The sequence below is a fragment of the Sporosarcina luteola genome (assembly GCF_007991495.1).
Taxonomy (GTDB): domain Bacteria; phylum Bacillota; class Bacilli; order Bacillales_A; family Planococcaceae; genus Sporosarcina; species Sporosarcina luteola.
The window spans coordinates 26,431-43,586 of sequence record NZ_BJYL01000027.1 but is presented as its reverse complement, the minus strand read 5'-3'; the positions used below and the strand labels follow the sequence as shown (position 1 = coordinate 43,586).

Genomic DNA, 17,156 nt, shown 5'->3' with positions numbered 1-17,156 from the left:
GTTTTTTCTCGATACGACGGATGAGTCAAAGGTCACAAAATAACAATATATCCGTTGAATTGATCGATATAAGGCGGGAAATGATCGATATATGTTGGGAAATGATCGATATATGTTGGGAAATGATCGATAATAGCCGGGAAATGATCGATAACTTTCGGGAAATGACCGATATCTTTTTAAACGACATGTTTTCCTGAAAAACAAAAAAAGCACCTACGCTTTTAAGCATAGATGCCCTCTTTTCCCATAAAGGGACCCCGTTCCCACCCTCACTGCCTACGCAAATTAGTGCATGGTCGTTACAGTTACATTCGATTTGTACACATGTTACTATACTGGGCTTGAATTGTTCATGACGGATTTGAACCGATTGGTATAGCCCCGTCTACCTACCATTGAGTCCGACTTGCCCAGTCGGCGGGGTTTTGCACTCACCTTTGCGATAGGCAGCTACCGACTTTCATTTTAAATCGGGCATGCCCGATACATCTTTCCTACATCAAATCAATAGACCAGTTCAAGCCTTGGATTTTCGTATCCATTTCCCTGAACGCTTTCGATAATTGGTCGACCTGCTTTTGAATCGCTGCGACGTCCACTGTGCTGACGATTTTAATTTCGGTGCGGCTATATCGATCATTCCGGATGGATGCTTCTTCCGCAATTTTCGACAACGTCAATCGTTTATCCCAAATCTGATCACGCTCTGTCAATGCATCCGCAAGCGTTCTCGTTTCATCGAATTGAACGGAGCAATTCGTTTTATTGATACGTTGGATTAAGAGCGTCAACTCTTTCATAATGACGTCAAGTTCTCTCAGCATCTCATTCGGATCTTCTGCAGGCTGTTCCCCTTCTTGGATCTTCAAGTTCATGCTGATCCTTCTTTTCAGCTGTTCAACCCTTTTTTGGTAATCCGCCCGTGCAATTAATGCCTCTGCGAGCTTCATCCAATCCCCTCCTTTTTCAGTTACACTAATACGTTCGACACGAATTGATCGATAAAATACTGCGGATTCAACTTCTCGCCAGTTGTTTTTTCAATCTTTTCATTCCACGGATAAAGCGCACCTGGCTTGAAATACGCTTCCATCAAATATGCCCCGACTTCCGGCGTGAACAGATCCTTAGAAATATTTTTCTCAATATGAGTTTGCAATTGGGACGTCGTCAATTCACCCAGCAAGTAATTTTGATAATAAACCGGTACGAGCGTAAAATGGATCTTTGCTGCCCAATGTGGGAAATCCTGCTCCTCCGGCGGGTTGACGAATTGGACATCTTTCACAAGTTTCCACCATAATTTATTCAAATCTTGATCTGGATTTTCGTATAGTTCACGTTCGAAGAAGGAAAACGCCATAATCCAGCGGCCTGCGATGAGCATTTGCTTGCGCAGCGATTCATTGATAAGTGGCTTCAATTCTTCAACTTCCGCTGCGTCGATTCCTAAAAACTTCTCGAGCCAAGCCGGATTTTTCCCGAATCGACCGTAGAGCATCGCAATCGCCTCCGTCGTCAATGTATGGGCACAAGACCTTAGCAGGAATGGAAGTGTCGGATCGACGTATTTGAAATAAACCGCATGTCCGAATTCATGCAGCATTGTAACGGACCAATAGTCGGATGGTACGTTGTTGCACAATACACGGACATCGCCTTCCCGATCGATATCCGTACAAAATGCATGCTGATTCTTTTTGTCGCGTGGATAAAGGTCGCTGTTCGCCAACATATCCGTAATATCCATGCCCATGCTTTTGAATGTATCAATCGTCAATTGTTCAAGGTCTTTCTCTTCGTAGTACGGGTCCAAGTCCAATTCCTTTGAAGGCGGTGCCTCCTGGAAAAACGGATCTGCATAATGCCAAGGACGAAGCTCATCGACGGAAACACCAAAGCGTTCTGCCAATTCCCCGTCCATCTCCTGTTTCATTTGATGGAATGGCTCATCGGAAAGTTCCTTCAGTTTATGGAAGATAGAAAAGACCTCGTCCCGATCCAGTTCCTGATGCTCAAAACTCATTTGGTGAAAGTTTTCAAAGCCTAATGAACGCGCGACTTCATTCCGTTTTTTAACGAGTGTTAACAGCTTTTCTTCAACTTCCTTTCCAATCTGCTTACTCGCATGCCAAGCCTTTTCACGTTCAGCGGAATCATTGCTTTTAATCAAGATTTGCCGCACATCATTTTCCGATACCGGGTTTCCATCAATCATCGCACGGTATGTATTAAATGTGCCGACTAATTCCGTCGATCGTTCCACCATTTCCTTTAAATCTTCTTCAGGAATTTGCTTTCCAGCCATTCCTGTACGCAAACTTTCCAGTTGGCGTTTTTGCACCGCTGTCAAATCATCTTGTTCAAGATACGTCTTCACTTGCTCAAAGCGTTCCGCATTTGAAAGATAGGTGTTGAATGCGGTCTGCGCTTCAGCTGTCTTTTGATTCCACTCAGCTTCCCCAGTCGTCGCCGCCATCCATGAGCTTTGCGCACTTGTCATATGTAAATCCTTGATTTTGTTATTTTGTTCCTCTAAAAACTGTTCAACTGTCATATGATTTACCCCATTTCATTGTCATATATTCTTTCTTCGACAAATGGAGTGAAAATTCCTTTTAGATAGTATTTAAATTGTATACATCTTTCATTCACGTCCATAGTACGTGTAGGAGGTGACCAATCCGTGAAAAATAATAAGAAAACGATGAACGAGAGGACTCATAATAGTTTCGAACTGTACAAGAGGGGTCTTAATTCGAACAGCAATACGAATAATCTAGGGGAAAACCGCAGTCAAGAATTTGCTGAGGATTTTGATTCAAAAATCAAAAATCCGACAAAACGCGAAAAAAATAAATAACGGACGACATACTTAACAACGGTAATCCAATGATGAGCGGCCCTCATCGGCTTACCGTATTTTTTTATGCACTTGCAACAGGCAATTTCGGTTAGACTTCCTAACGAAATGGGAAGGTTAGAAGTATGGACCCTTTCTCTAAGGGAAATATGCTAATTCAGGAGGATTCGAAAATGAAGGACAATCAAAAAGGGGCGACACCAAATCATACGGAAGACGAGATGACGTTGACCAATCGACAAGGGCATCCAATCACGAACAACCAGAATTTAAGGACGATCGGAAACAGGGGACCTGCCACTTTGGAGAACTATGATTTCATAGAAAAATTAAGCCACTTCGACCGTGAACGTGTTCCCGAACGGGTCGTCCATGCACGAGGCGCAGGAGCCCATGGCTATTTTGAAGCGTATGGAACGGCAGGCGATGAACCCGTCTCCAACTATACGAGAGCTAAGTTATTCCAGGAAAAAGGTAAACAAACGCCAGTGTTCGTCCGTTTTTCAACCGTCATTCACGGCGGGCATTCGCCTGAGACGCTACGGGATCCACGCGGGTTTGCAGTCAAATTTTACACGGAAGACGGCAACTGGGATCTTGTCGGTAACAATATTAAGATTTTCTTCATTCGTGATTCCATTAAATTCCCTGATATGATCCATGCATTCAAACCGGACCCGATTACGAATATCCAAGACAGTGAGCGCTTCTTTGATTTCTGTGCAAGCTCTCCCGAGTCATTCCATATGGTGACGTTCATTTATTCCCCTTGGGGCATCCCTGCAAACTACCGGCAAATGCAAGGCTCCGGTGTGAATACGTATAAATGGATCAATAGCGAAGGAAAAGCTGTCCTCGTCAAATACCATTGGGAACCGAAACAAGGGATTAAGAACTTGACGCAAAAAGAGGCCGAGGAAATTCAGGCAAAGAACTTCAACCATGCCACGCAGGATTTGTACGATGCAATCGAAAAGGGTGATTACCCGGAATGGGAGCTATTCGTCCAAATCATGAGCGACGATGAGCATCCCGAGCTCGATTTTGACCCGTTGGATGACACGAAATTATGGCCGAACGACCAATTCCCTTGGCTGCCTGTCGGTAAATTAGTATTGAATAAAAATCCTGAAGACTATTTCACCGAAGTCGAACAAGCCGCTTTCGGGACAGGCGTGCTCGTTGATGGCCTTGACTTTTCGGACGATAAAATGCTGCAAGGGCGGACTTTCTCCTATTCGGATACGCAGCGTCACCGGATTGGTGCAAACTATCTTCAATTGCCGATCAATGCACCGAAAAAACGGGTCGCGACGAATCAAAGCGGTGGAATGATGCAGTATAAAGTCGACCGCGCCCCCGGACAAAACCCTCATATCAATTATGAACCGTCGCTTCTCGGAGGTCTCGAAGAAGCTGAACAGTTGGCAACTGAGCATAAGCCGCATGTGGAAGGGAATCTCGTCCGGGAATCAATCGATCGCAATGACAATACGAAACAAGCGGGTGAAACTTACCGGGCATTTGAAGGCTGGGAGAAGGACGAACTGATCACAAATCTTGTGAACGACCTATCTAAATGCGACCCACGCATCCAGGATAAGATGATTGCACTTGCGGAAGAAGCAGATGACGAATACGGCAGCCGCCTTCGAGAAGGTTTAGAGAATACGAAAAAAGGCGGCTCCAGCATGCATCCACTCGGCAATAAAGATGGAGAAAAAGCGCCAAAGATAGCCGAGGAAAAAGGGCATGAATCTGAGCCTTATTAAGATAAAACATACAGATTACAAACAGAAAGCCATGATGTTTGAACATCATTGGCCTTCTGTTTTTTTATGCAGCCAACATGTTCTAAAATACCATCAGCATCATAGAATGAATGGATTCGACGTTCAAAATACTCAAAAAGGGGACAAGCTATGTATTCCATTCATTTCTATGAAAACAATATGTATATACTCAATCAGGCATTACGAAACATACCTGCTGTCGATGAGAATGTAAGAATCAAAGGCCGTAATGGAAAAGTAGTCAGTGTGATGCGAATGGATGAGAACCGATATTTTGTCTATGTGGAGTTCGAAATAATCGTAGATAAAAGAAAAAGTGCTGAAAGTGATTTAAGAAAGAAAAGAAGATAATCCATGCGAAAAAGCCAATGGGCTCCAGTCCCATTGGCTTTCTGTCTTTCACTAGCGTAAAGCTTTACGTGCGATCCCAGAAACGTTTTTGGGCGATGGCGTTGATGAATTGATTTGCGAAATCCCCGTTTTCTTCAGCCACGACGACACCATCCATATTATTGTCCTCAGTATTCAATAAATACTGCACACCGCTGGCCGCGACGCCGATCGGTTTCATATGCATATATTGCATCCTGACAAAATCGGAGATGTGCTGGTCGAAAAGCATCTGGTTTCCGGCACTGCCTCCGACGACGTAAATGGCATCATACAGGACGGGATGGACCGTCAGGAATGCCTTGTCGATTTCAAATTCATTCCCTTTCGAGCAGATGACAGGGCCCAGCTTCTCCCCGATCAATTCGAATACGACCCCGCTTTGCTCGAAGACATCGAGCGTATCCCGCACCTCCTTCCCGTCGAACTCATTGCCGATCAGCACTGCGACTTTCTGAGTCATCGCAGAGTGCGGAGAATTCAACTGGCTGAGGGAAGGATAGCTTTTATCATTTTCGACGTTCGTGTTTTGCGGCGGCTTCACGCCGATGTTTTCCGCGAGCATGCCCGCAAACCCGCTGTCGACGTTCGCAAACATTTCTACGGCTTTCTGTCGCAGCTCCTTGCTTTTCACACTGCCGACATGGTAGCTGAACGATTCGACAAGATCCTGCTTTTCAGGCATGGAAAGGCTGTTCCAAAACGCCCGCGCCTGTGTGTAATAATCAGAGAATGAATCACTCGGATGCTCCCGCGTGACATGCCCTTCGACACTTTTCGGATAGTTTTCGTACCCGCCTTCTTCAGGAGAAACTTCCGCAGGCGTGTTCCCTGCCTGTGAATTGTTATGGAAATGAACCGGATCCGTATCGATCGGGTATTTCATATAGCTGTCCCGCTGATTATTCGTCGCCTGTTTCAGCGGACGGTTCACGGGCAACTCTTCGTAGTTTGCGGAGTGCTGCCTGTACAGCTCTGTATCGCGGTATGCGAATGAACGGCCTTGCAACACGGGATCATTTGAAAACTCGATGCCCGGCACGAGATTTGCCGGATTAAACGCCGATTGCTCCTCTTCCGCAAAGAAGTTGTCCATGAGGCGATTCAGCGTCAGCTTCCCGATGATCTTCGCCGGTATCTCCTCCTCCGGCCAAAGTTTCGTGTCATCGAGGATATCGAAGTCGTATTTTAATTCGTCTTCCTCATTGATGAGCTGCACACCCAACTCGTATTCAGGATAAGCTCCATTCTCGATCGCTTCGATAATGTCCCGGCGATGGAAATCGGGATCTACGCCGCCGATGAGGTTCGCTTCGTCCAAAAGAAGCGAGTGGACGCCGAGCTTCGGCTTCCAGACGAGACGGAAGAATGTCGATTTCCCGGATTCATTGACGAATCGGAATGTGTTGATCGGATAGCCTTCCATCATCCGCCAGCTTCTCGGTCGCCCGCGCATGGACATGACCCACATGACCATATGCGCCGACTCCGGATTGCTCACGACGTAATCCCAGAAATTATCATGCGCCACAGTCGCCTGAGGAATATGAGTCCTCGGATTCGGTTTTGCCGCATGCGTAACATCCGCGAATTTCATTGCATCAGCGAGAATGAAAACAGGAAACTGCAAAGACAATGAATCGTAATTCCCTTCCTCTGTGTAAAACTTCACGGCGAAGCCCCGAATATCAACGGCCGTATCCTTAGATCCTCTGTTCCCGATGAAATTCGAGAATCTGACAAACACAGGTGTTTTCGTTCCTGGCTCCTGAAGGAATCCTGCAACCGTATAATCTTTCATCGATTCGTACAGCTCAAAATCGCCGTATGCGCCGAATCCCCGGGCATGGACAACCTTCTCCGGAATGCGTTCCCTGCTAAAATGCGACTGCTTTTTATAGAAATGGAAGTCTTGCATTAACAACGGTCCACGCTTGCCAGCCCGCAATGTCTTTTGGTTATTCGCAACTTTCGTTCCGTTTACGTCTTCCATCGCCTTGTCCGGTCCAGTATTCTGTTTACGGAACGACTCCAGTTGTTCATCTTTCCGGTTTTCATTGCCAACCTGCTGCTCTTTTTTCTGATCCAATTCGCAATCACCCTTTTCATAAAAGTTTCATAGACATTTCAACAGTCGATAACCTCTTCCCTATGAATCGTGTTCGTAAACTAGGGGTGATTGTTGGAAAATCATAAACAACTTCCCCTAAATATCGTTAACAAACTCTTTACCTCAGATTCATATCAAATTAATAATCCACCACTATGATTAATGGTGAGTTTACTACTTTCATTGAGGGGGATTTCAACATGAAGCATCGTTTGGGAAGGAAAGCAGCGGGCATCTCCATGGCTGCTGTCGTAGCTTTTTCTGCACTCGGTTTCGGCTACAATAATATGACAGCGGCAAAAAACAAGGAGAACGAGCCTACGAATGTCATTATGATGGTGATGGATGGAACGAGTGCAGGTGCTACTTCACTGGCAAGATGGTATAAGGGCGAGAACCTTGCAATGGATGAAATCATGATTGGCGGCGTGCGGACACATTCCGCCGAGTCAGCAATTACCGATTCCGCGCCAGCTGCAACCGCATTGGCGACGGGGCACAAGAGCAATGACAAGATTGTCGGACTTCTTCCCGAACTTGTAAATACACCTGGGGTTGAAGCGGTCGATCCAGAGGATGCATTCAAACCTGTTGCCAACGTACTGGAAGGAGCTAAACTGTTAGGTAAGTCGACGGGCATTATCTCCACTTCCGAAATTCAGCATGCGACACCTGCCGGCTTCTCTGCCCACGCAGCACACCGTAGCAACTACCAGGACATCGCTGAGCAGCAAGTGTATCAAGGTATCGATGTTGTCCTTGGGGGAGGAAAAGAGTCTTTATTGCCAGGAGAAGCGAAAAATTCTCGGGTCGACGGTGAAGATTTGACAGGGGTGCTTGATGCACAAGGATATGACTTTGTCGAAACACGTGATGAACTTTTACAAACAAATTCAAATAAAATTTGGGGATCCTTTGCTCCTTCAGCACTAGCCTATGACTTTGACCGAAATGAGAATCATGAACCATCACTTGCCGAGATGACGAAAAAAGCAATCGATACGCTCTCCGAAGATGAAGATGGGTTTTTCTTATTCGTTGAAGGAAGTAAAGTTGATTGGGCTGCCCATGCAAATGATCCGATTGGAATTATTAGTGATGTATTAGCTTTCGACGATGCGGTACATGAAGCATTGGAATTTGCGAAAAAAGATGGAAATACGATGGTCATCGCAGTGAGCGACCATGGGAACAGCGGAATAACAATGGGGAATCTTAACACTAACTCCAACTACCCTGAAATTCCGGTGTCCACGTATATTGACCCTTTAAAGAAAGCAACGATGACGGTTGAAGGCGCATTGAAGCAATTAAACGACGACCGTTCCAATATGAAAGAAGTTGCGGAATTATACGGGCTGGATAACCTGACCGAAACAGAAATCGAAACATTACAAGCATCAAAATCACTACAAGCAGATCTGTCTAAAATGCTTTCGGAACGTGCAAACATTGGCTTCTCGACAGGCGGACACACCGGGGAAGATGTCTTCTTGTACGCCTATGGGCCATCAAAGCCGTATGGATTAGTAGATAATACTGATATCGCAAAAACCATGGCAGCCCACCTCGGATTTGATTTGAATGAAGTAACGGAGAAGTTGTTCGTCAATGCAAGAGAGGCATTCGAGAAAAAGGGCTATCAGACACGCATTGATGTAACAGATGAGCATAACCCTGTCTTCGTTGCGGAAAAGCAAAATATAAAAATCGAACTCCCAATCAATAAAAACATTGCCCATATAACGCAAAATAATAATACTCTCACGAAGACACTTGACGGTGTTACCGTTTATAACGAAAAAGACTTCTATGTACCCGAATCAGCAGTAAACTTAGGAGAATAACAGGAGAACGGTAACATGTCAACGGGTGTATTTATTCAGATAGAGGGGTTGCCCGCTTAGAACGCGGGATATCTTAATTACAAAAAAGCTGTCCAAAAAGTCATGTTTTTCGACTTTCCGGACAGCTTTTTCCTCATCAATATCCGTGTATTGCGCAGGAACCTAAATCCATCCTTTTTCAATCGCAATCTGCACAGCTGCAGTCCGTGATTCCGCTTCTACCTTCTGAATGGCGGAGGAGACGTAATTCCGTACCGTCCCTTTCGTCAGGAACAGTGTATTACTAATTTCCTCCGTCGTCAGGCCGTCATTTGTAAGACGCAGCACTTCCGCCTCTCTTTCGCTCAGCGGATTTTTCTCCTGCATGAATAGAACTGCGGAAAGATCAGTACTAATAATCCGCTCCCCCTTCATCACCCTGCGAATGGCTTGGATGAGGAAGTCGATCGGTTCATCTTTCAATAGATAGCCTTCCACTTGGGCATCCATCGCTTTTTGCAAATAGCCTGGACGGGCAAATGTCGTGACGATAATGATTTTGCAAGGCAATTGAGCATCCCGAATTTTTTGAGCTACTTCCAACCCACTTAAATTCGGCATTTCAATATCTAAAATACAGACATCCGGAGTCGTTTGTTCGATGGTTTCAAATGCGGTTTTCCCATCGGATACGGCTGCAATCACTTCGATATCTTGCTCAAATTGCAATAACGATGTGAAGGCGCCGCGCACCATCTGCTGATCTTCCGCAATCAGTATACGAATCATTTCATGGCACTCCTTTCATGGTGGCGTAAAGGCAGTCGGAGCGTGACAACAGCCCCTCCCCCCTCCCCATCTGCAACAGCAGCCGTACCAAGCAATGCTTGCATCCGCTCTTGCATCGACTGCATGCCGTTTCCGATAGAAGCTTGCCTCAAACCGATACCGTCGTCAACGATTCGAATCACATATGCGTCGTTTTCCATCGTTAACCTAATTAGACAATTTGTCGCTTCGCTATGTTTAATAACGTTCGTAGCCGCTTCGCGCAATGAAAGGCTGAGCATCGTTTCTTCTACACTGGAAAGCAACGGCGGCTGTTCCACTACTTCGACGGTCGCTTCCATTCCGGCTTGTGTCAGTATCGTTTTAACTTGTTCAATTTCCTTATCCAACGGAATGAACTTCATTTCAGACACAAGCTCCCGCACTTGCTTCAATGCAATTCTCGACGATGAGAGGATATCCAATAATTCCTTTTTGGCCTGTTCCTTATCATGGTCAATCCATTTTGCGCTTAGTTCACTTTTCAGTTTGATCATCGTCAATGTTTGGCCTAATGTGTCATGAAGGTCTCTTGCGATGCGATGCCTTTCTTGTTCCTCGATATACTGCTGCTCAAGCTGATGATTGGCTACGAGTAACTCATCTTTCAAATGGAGGTTCTTCCCTCGGATGTAGACCAACAGCGGATATACCATTTGAAGAATCATAACGGGAAGAAGGAAATTGTGTTCCCAGCTGAACTCGGCATTTGAATAGATAAAAAAAACAGTAAGGAACATCCCCCCTATCGCTGCGATCCCAATTCCCCGGTGCCAGTGACTTGCCGCCCTTCCCAATAAATCTGCAAAAATAAACCCGAATAGAAGGAGAGGCGGATTAATAAGGATGCCGAAAACAGTGAGAATTGAAATACCCCCCAACACTGCTAGCAACAGACGTACGTCCTTATGCCATAAGGCAATATAGTACGAGAATAGAAATATGGCTAATAATAGTAGGCGGACGGGCAGCGCTAGAACACTTTCCGCTTCCAGGACAATAAAAATAAGGAAAACGATGGATATGGCGTCTATGATCAAGTAGTGCTTCATTTGTTCTTTTGGATAAATCCTTAATCCCATCTTCTTTGCCCCCGTTTCATCTTGCTGAAAGCATTCCGATCACCCGTCTGCGAACCGTTTCCATTGGACCGAATGCAAAATGGCGCAACCAGACCGAAGCGAATAGAAGTTGAATCAATGAGATACTTAACCAAATTGATATGATTTGGAAGGAACTTAATTTGCCGCCTAACCCGAATCCCCACCCATAGAAAAGGAAAGAAGCGATTATATTTTGCAGAACATAGCAGCTTAACGACATCTTTCCGGCCTTTTCAAAAAGTCGCCAAAAGAAATTCCATTTCTTCCATTCTATCATTTCTGCAATAATTGCTACATAGCCGAGTGAAACTAACGGGGCGAACAAATAACGGGTCGGTAAGTCAAAGGCACCTCCAGGAATAAAAGTTAATAAATTTAAAGGAATTCCAATGAAAATGCCGATTTTCAAAAGCTTGCTCCGTTGTGCCTTCCCCTTGTCAGTAGGTGAAAAAACTTCCGCACGCATCATACGGACACCTAAGAGAAAAAGAAAAATATTCATCGGGATAATGAAAATGGCTTCTGTTCGAAGTAAAAGGAAATCGGACAAGCGATATTGAATTTGCTCGAACCATGTTCCGTCTTTATACAGAGCGACTACTTCCTGAAAACTTCCAAGCGATATATTCGCGCCGGATAGACCTAGTAGCAGAAGGGACAGAATGACAAAGGCGTGGAAGCCTCCGAATCCCCGCATTGCTCTCTTAATCCGTCGGTCGCCGCCTTTAATAATGAAAGCGACGATAATGGCGGTCACCCCGTAACTCATTAAAATATCGTACTCCATGACAAGCGTAAAATGCAGGAACCCTTCGGCAATCAGAAAGACGGACGTCCAAATATACACACCTGGCCATGCCTGCCCTTTTCTAATCGCTTGCCTATATTTTAATTCGACCCCGACACCGAACATGATTGTCAGCAAACCTAGCAGCTTACCATTCACAAAAAATAAAACGACCATGCGAATGAAGTCATTCGTTTCCCACCAGCCTGAATGATCCCCCGTCGTAATATAGCCCAAGTCCCCTAAATGAGCGAAAATCCAAATATTCGTGCCCAACGTTCCTAATACCGCTATCCCTCGTAAAATATCCAATAATTGAATACGTCCATGATGTGCCTCCATGCCCTTCCCCTACCTTCAGCTTGATATGTCTCAATTGTAGCTGGCAGGGAGCCCTGCGAATATTCACAGGAGTAAGGAGATCATGATGACACGTGTCATAAGAATGGTGCCGTCCGGTAATCCATGTTATCGCCCCATGGATAAATAAGCATGACCGGGAATTAAATAGCTCTTAATGTACCGCACGAGTGGAATTTTGGCTCCCGCAGGTAATTAAACAGCTCTTAATGGACCGCGCTTGAGGAATTTCGGCTCCCGCGGGCAATTAAACAGCCCTTAATGGACCGCGCTTGAGGAATTTCGGCTCCCACGGGCAATTAAACGGCTCTTAATGGACCGCGCTTGAGGAATTTCGGCTCCGGCGGGCAATTAAACAGCTCTTAATGGACCGCGCGAGTGGAATTTCGGCTTCCGCGGGCAATTAAACAGCTCTTAATGGACCGCGCTTGAGGAATTTTGGCTCTCGCGGGCAATTAAACGGTTCTTAATGTACCGCGCGGAAGGAATTTCGGCTCCGGCGGGCAATTAAACAGCTCTTAATGGACCGCGCGTGAGGAATTTCGGCTACTACTGGCAATTAAACGGCTTTTAATGTACCGGGCTCCAATAATTTTCGCGCGCTCGTTCAACCAGTAAAGTATGGTTGGCGTAGAGAAACGGACGCTACCGTGTAAGAATAAGCGGGTTTTAGAATAAACCACTTGCTATGGACACACGTGCGATCCTTTAATATTAAAAAAGCTGTCTCAGAAAGTCAGTTTTCGACTTTCTGGACAGCTCCGTCCATTTAATCTACGATAACTTTTGTTGAATCTCCAAAACAAGCTCTTCTTCCAATTCTGCTATCTCGACCACTTCACTCACGGATACCCCCCTGATAAGTAAGCGGCGGGCTGTGCTTTCCTTTTCTACCTGTATGCCTTCAGCAAGCCCTAAAGATTACGTCATATATTTTTTGTTTTCACTGATCAACGATTCCGAGCAATAATAGCCACCTAGTCAAGACATCATCCCAAGGGGTCAATTAGTATTCTATACATAAACTAACAAAACTGCTGAACTACAACACCTTTTCCATCTTTCACGTTCACTTCTGCGCGTGCTCCGTTGATCAGCGTCAGCTGTGGCGGGACGTGGCCGCAGTCAATGTCATACACGATTGGAACGCCAAGCTCCTGCGCCAATTCTCGGTACACGTCTTCAACTTCATACCCGTCAACGGATTGATTCGCTGGGCTTCTGCCGAACAGGATACCGGAGCAGTTTGCGAACCAGCCGGCAAGCTTCATCTGGATGAGTGATCTACGTAAATCGGTCGTGGACATTTCACAGTTCTCTAAATACCAGATAATCGGGTCGTTTCCGATAAATTGTTGCTGGAATGTCGCCACGTCGCCGTATGGTGTGCCGATGAGATGACGGATGACATCGATGCAGCCGCCGAGCAACCTTCCTTTCATCTGGACAGATTCACTTTCAATTGTTTTCCAAACAGTCGGTTCCGTCAGATGAAAGATCCATGGTGTCGGGTTGTCATGTTGCCAATTTCTTTGGTAAGCGGGTGAAGAGTACTGTGTGAACGATTCGCCCGGTTTTGTAGCGAGCGCAGAACGCCACTTCGCCGTCGTTTCGTCGACCTGCTCTCCTCTTAAGTCGATAAGATTCACGCCATGCGCCGTCGCAATTCCCGTCTTCAATGTGAGTGCCAACAGCAACACGCTCGTATCCGAATAGCCGAGCACCCATTTCGACTGTACTTGGTCAAACTCCAGATGCTCAAGGATTTCAATTAACAGCTCACCACCCCAAGGAGGGATAATGGCGTCGATCGCTTCATTCTGAAACATATCATTTAATTCTTTTGCGCGGATTTTTGCTGGGGCGGACTTTGCTTTCTCCTGCATCCACGCGGTTTCTCCAGTAATCGACTGGAATCCTTGTGACGCGAGGCGTTTGATTGATTGCCGCAATAGTTCGTGCAAGTCAGGATCTACGCCAGAAGACGGAGCGGTTATGCCGACTGTCGCTCCATCTTGTAAATATGGATAACGGATCATTCTCATCTTCCTCCCATTCCTTCATTTCATCTATCCTACCATTTATTTCATCGCGTCTGTATCTTTCCTTTTACACGCTTTAACGTGGCGACGATGAGGAAGCTGACGATGACTAATAAAAGCCATGAACTCACCTTCCCTAAATGGACAAGACTCCATGCATCGGTTTGGTTCGGATATTTCCAAGCTCCGAAGAAAGTTGCGATATTTTCCGCCACCCAGATGAAAAAGCCGATAAGCACAAAAGAAAGGGAGATTGGCATCCGATACCGTTTGCCACCAACCATATAAGTAACCCATGAACGCCAAAAGACAATAAGCACAAGTCCAGATAGCCACCAACGTACGTCAATCCAAAAATGGTGAATGAAAAAGTTCAAATAAATCGCAGCTGCAAGTGGGACGACTACCCAAAACGGCGGCCATTTAATGAGTTCAACATCGAGCCTGCGCCAAGCCTGACAAAGATAACTCGCAACACTTGCATACATGAATCCGCTGTACAAAGGCACCCCAAACACTTTGGAATACCCTTCCTCCGGATACGCCCAGGAGCCCATATGCACTTTGAAAAGCTCGAGTGCTAGTCCAATTAAATGAAATAACGTGATCACCTTCAGCTCATCCCTTGTTTCCAGTCCGGAACGCACCATCCACCACTGCATCATCAAAAAGATGATAAGCAGCCAGTCATAGCGCGGCAGGAATGGAAGCGGGAGTACTTGTGTGATCGCCAATGAGGCAAAAATAACGACAGGAAACAGACAGGACAGCGCCTGCTCCCAACCGAAGCGAACAAGTTGCTGGAATGCCCTTGTCGTTTTCATCATAAAGGGGCTTTTACGAGACAATTGCAGATTCTGCATATCGTTTCTTGATAAGCTCATAAGTCACCCACCCGCCCTTCTCTATTTCGGATCACATTCATATTTCTTCATCCCGTTGATACTCCAAAATATCTCCAGGTTGGCAATCAAGTGCCTTGCAAATCCCCTCAAGCGTCGATAATCGAATCGCCTTGGCCTTGCCATTTTTTAATATAGATAGATTAGCCATCGTAATCCCGACTTTCTCCGACAGCTCTGTTACACTCATTTTCCTTTTTGCTAGCATTACGTCAATATTAATAATAATCGCCATATTTTCACCTCAGACCGTAAATTCATTTTCTGATTTAATTTCAATGGCATGTGTCAGGAGTTTTTGAAGAACAGCGGCAAAAACTGCTATGACAAATGAAGCAAAGATAATAACCAAGCCAATTAGAATAATGCCCGGTGCATCATCCATCTCTGCCATGAGATAAAAGAGCGGCATGCCGATTACGTAAATGCCACAGATAATAAGGGCACAGTTTTTGATATTCTTTAAAGCTTTCACGGATAACTCCGAAAAGGCATCACCCTTATCGATATAACTTAACAGATTGAAAGCTTGGTAAAGGGCAAAGTAAAAAGGGATTGCCGCAGCATATATATCGATCAGTACAAGGTATTTTAAGTAGGGCATCGTCGGATAGAGTTCAGCCGCGAATTCCGCTATTCCCGGCACGACAAATATGCATATAGCAAGAATCGGAATTCCCATGAGAACAAGAGCAAGTTTTAAAAAGAGTGTTTCACGCTTCATCACATACACCTCACTAAATTAATTTAATATGACTTTACCACGTTATTTATCGAATTACAATAAATATATGTTGTTTTAGGATGTATTGTTATTGATATTGAATATAAAAAAACCAATCAAACATAGTATGATTGGCTTTTCATATTTACTTTGGAATTGTTCTCAGTCCTTATACGGATCATATTCATTTGCACCCGCCATGCAGACGCCGACCGGCTTCAACTCATGCAGAACATCAATCGTCTCTTCATGCGCATCCAGCACATCTCGCAGTTTGCGATAGACGAATGGGCTTTCATCAGTCCCTCCGCCACGTAATTCGACGCCGTACTTTTTGATGGCTTGATCCATACGCTCCTGCTTAATTTTTCCGCCAGACCGCGTACGGGTTTTCCAGTTCATCCTTCCCGCCGCCTCCGTCCGGCTCATGATTCGCCCAGCTCCATGAACTGTGCTAAAGAAGGCATTCGCGTTTGCTTCATTCTCTTTGCCGCGGACGATGACCGAAATGTCCCCCATACTTCCGCCAATAAAGCCCATTTGCCCTGGAGCGGACGGTGTCGCACCTTTTCTAACGACGATATAATCCTTACCGAAATGGTTCTCTTTCCAAGCGTAATTATGATGATTATGCACTTCAAATTCAGATGTTGCGCCTAAAATGGAAAGCACTTCGTCTATCACATAATTTCTGCCGGCATAAGCATATTTTCCACTCAACGTCATCGCCCGATAGTAAAGATCGCCTAATTCACTATCTAAATCAATCAATGTCGGTGCCTGCTCCATACTTTCACCAGGCGTTGGATCGGAAAATTCACGTCCAATCGCCAAATTCAAAAATCCGCTCGCTGTTTTATGGCCGAATCCTCTGCTGCCGAAGTGATTCGCTGCCCAGACGTCTCCAGTTTCCTTATCGACTAACAGATCGACGAAATGATTTCCGGATCCGACTGTACCTAACTGATCCTTCGCTAATTTCTTCAGTCGATCATGTTCCTGTTTGCCGATTTCCTTATAGACATCCCAGTCCGGATCATCGAATAATTCATGATCCACCTTCTTTTTATTCTTTCTACCAACGCCGAATGAAATGGAAGACGCAATTTCATCCATAAGACGAGGAAGATCCTTTTCGATCTCCGTCCACTTTAAATTGGTTCGAACTGCTTTATTCCCGCAAGCAATGTCATACCCGACACCCGATGGCGAAATTTGTCCATCATATACGACAACACCCCCGACCGGCTGGCTATATCCATAATGTCCATCAGCACATAACACGCCGCCCGCCACTTGCCCGGTCCGCAAGCAATTTTTGAATTGCCGAAGCGTATTATCATCATGCACACCAAAAATCTTTTTCTTCATTCCCTAATCCGTCCTTTCCTTTTCCTATCGTATTCATAGCGCGAATCCCCTTGT

The 17,156-nt window shown here is 45.4% G+C and carries 15 protein-coding genes; 4 read left to right on the top strand and 11 right to left on the bottom strand.

The features are described 5' to 3' along the window. Window positions 1-497 precede the first annotated feature (497 nt). Both SLU01_RS10650 and SLU01_RS10645 read right to left on the bottom strand, forming a co-directional pair. The gene (locus tag SLU01_RS10650; protein WP_147058114.1) at window positions 498-953 is read right to left on the bottom strand and encodes a DIP1984 family protein; all 456 of its coding nucleotides are present in this window, start codon (window positions 951-953) and stop codon (window positions 498-500) included. A 20-nt stretch (window positions 954-973) separates the two neighbouring features. Continuing rightward, complete coding sequence (locus SLU01_RS10645) at window positions 974-2,560, bottom strand: M2 family metallopeptidase (protein ID WP_147058112.1); 1,587 nt, start codon at window positions 2,558-2,560, stop codon at window positions 974-976. A gap of 129 nt (window positions 2,561-2,689) precedes the next feature. Here SLU01_RS10645 and SLU01_RS17985 point away from each other — a divergent pair, with 129 nt between their 5' ends. The 3 genes from SLU01_RS17985 to SLU01_RS10635 all read left to right on the top strand — a co-directional run bounded on the left by SLU01_RS17985 (window position 2,690) and on the right by SLU01_RS10635 (window position 5,010). Further along, complete coding sequence (locus tag SLU01_RS17985; protein ID WP_170232671.1) at window positions 2,690-2,866, top strand: hypothetical protein; 177 nt, start codon at window positions 2,690-2,692, stop codon at window positions 2,864-2,866. A 155-nt stretch (window positions 2,867-3,021) separates the two neighbouring features. Further along, window positions 3,022-4,638: a catalase gene (locus SLU01_RS10640; RefSeq protein ID WP_373866412.1), complete on the top strand. Its 1,617-nt coding sequence runs from the start codon at window positions 3,022-3,024 to the stop codon at window positions 4,636-4,638. A 150-nt stretch (window positions 4,639-4,788) separates the two neighbouring features. Continuing rightward, on the top strand, window positions 4,789-5,010 hold the full coding sequence (locus SLU01_RS10635) for a hypothetical protein (RefSeq protein WP_147058110.1): 222 nt from the start codon (window positions 4,789-4,791) through the stop codon (window positions 5,008-5,010). Window positions 5,011-5,074: 64 nt separating this feature from the next. On the opposite strand, the gene SLU01_RS10630 is transcribed toward SLU01_RS10635, so the two are convergent. Next, entirely contained in the window at window positions 5,075-7,138 is a 2,064-nt protein-coding gene (locus SLU01_RS10630; RefSeq protein ID WP_147058109.1) for a catalase, read from the bottom strand. 221 nt (window positions 7,139-7,359) lie between these two features. On the opposite strand from SLU01_RS10630, the gene SLU01_RS10625 reads away from it, so the two are divergent. Further along, complete coding sequence (locus SLU01_RS10625; protein WP_147058107.1) at window positions 7,360-9,006, top strand: alkaline phosphatase; 1,647 nt, start codon at window positions 7,360-7,362, stop codon at window positions 9,004-9,006. A 162-nt stretch (window positions 9,007-9,168) separates the two neighbouring features. Here the strand turns inward: SLU01_RS10625 and SLU01_RS10620 are convergent, their stop codons facing one another. The 8 genes from SLU01_RS10620 to SLU01_RS10585 all read right to left on the bottom strand — a co-directional run bounded on the left by SLU01_RS10620 (window position 9,169) and on the right by SLU01_RS10585 (window position 17,102). Then, window positions 9,169-9,774: a response regulator transcription factor gene (locus SLU01_RS10620; protein WP_147058105.1), complete on the bottom strand. Its 606-nt coding sequence runs from the start codon at window positions 9,772-9,774 to the stop codon at window positions 9,169-9,171. Further along, complete coding sequence (locus tag SLU01_RS10615; RefSeq protein WP_147058103.1) at window positions 9,771-10,895, bottom strand: sensor histidine kinase; 1,125 nt, start codon at window positions 10,893-10,895, stop codon at window positions 9,771-9,773. The genes SLU01_RS10620 and SLU01_RS10615 overlap by 4 nt, the downstream gene beginning before the upstream one ends. Window positions 10,896-10,911: 16 nt before the next feature. Beyond that, window positions 10,912-12,045, bottom strand: a complete 1,134-nt coding sequence (locus tag SLU01_RS10610) for a DUF418 domain-containing protein (protein WP_147058101.1) — start codon at window positions 12,043-12,045, stop codon at window positions 10,912-10,914. Window positions 12,046-13,088: 1,043 nt separating this feature from the next. Next, a complete protein-coding gene (locus tag SLU01_RS10605; protein ID WP_147058099.1) occupies window positions 13,089-14,102 on the bottom strand; it encodes a S66 family peptidase in 1,014 nt (337 codons plus the stop codon). 47 nt (window positions 14,103-14,149) lie between these two features. Beyond that, entirely contained in the window at window positions 14,150-14,929 is a 780-nt protein-coding gene (locus SLU01_RS10600) for a DUF817 domain-containing protein (RefSeq protein ID WP_147058189.1), read from the bottom strand. A gap of 97 nt (window positions 14,930-15,026) precedes the next feature. Continuing rightward, window positions 15,027-15,242 carry a helix-turn-helix domain-containing protein gene (locus tag SLU01_RS10595; protein WP_147058097.1) on the bottom strand — a complete coding sequence of 72 codons (216 nt, stop codon included), beginning with the start codon at window positions 15,240-15,242 and terminating at the stop codon, window positions 15,027-15,029. Between the two features lie 9 nt (window positions 15,243-15,251). Then, window positions 15,252-15,734: a DUF2975 domain-containing protein gene (locus SLU01_RS10590; RefSeq protein WP_174842642.1), complete on the bottom strand. Its 483-nt coding sequence runs from the start codon at window positions 15,732-15,734 to the stop codon at window positions 15,252-15,254. Window positions 15,735-15,893: 159 nt separating this feature from the next. Beyond that, entirely contained in the window at window positions 15,894-17,102 is a 1,209-nt protein-coding gene (locus SLU01_RS10585; protein ID WP_147058093.1) for an RtcB family protein, read from the bottom strand. Between the last annotated feature and the right edge of the window lie 54 nt (window positions 17,103-17,156).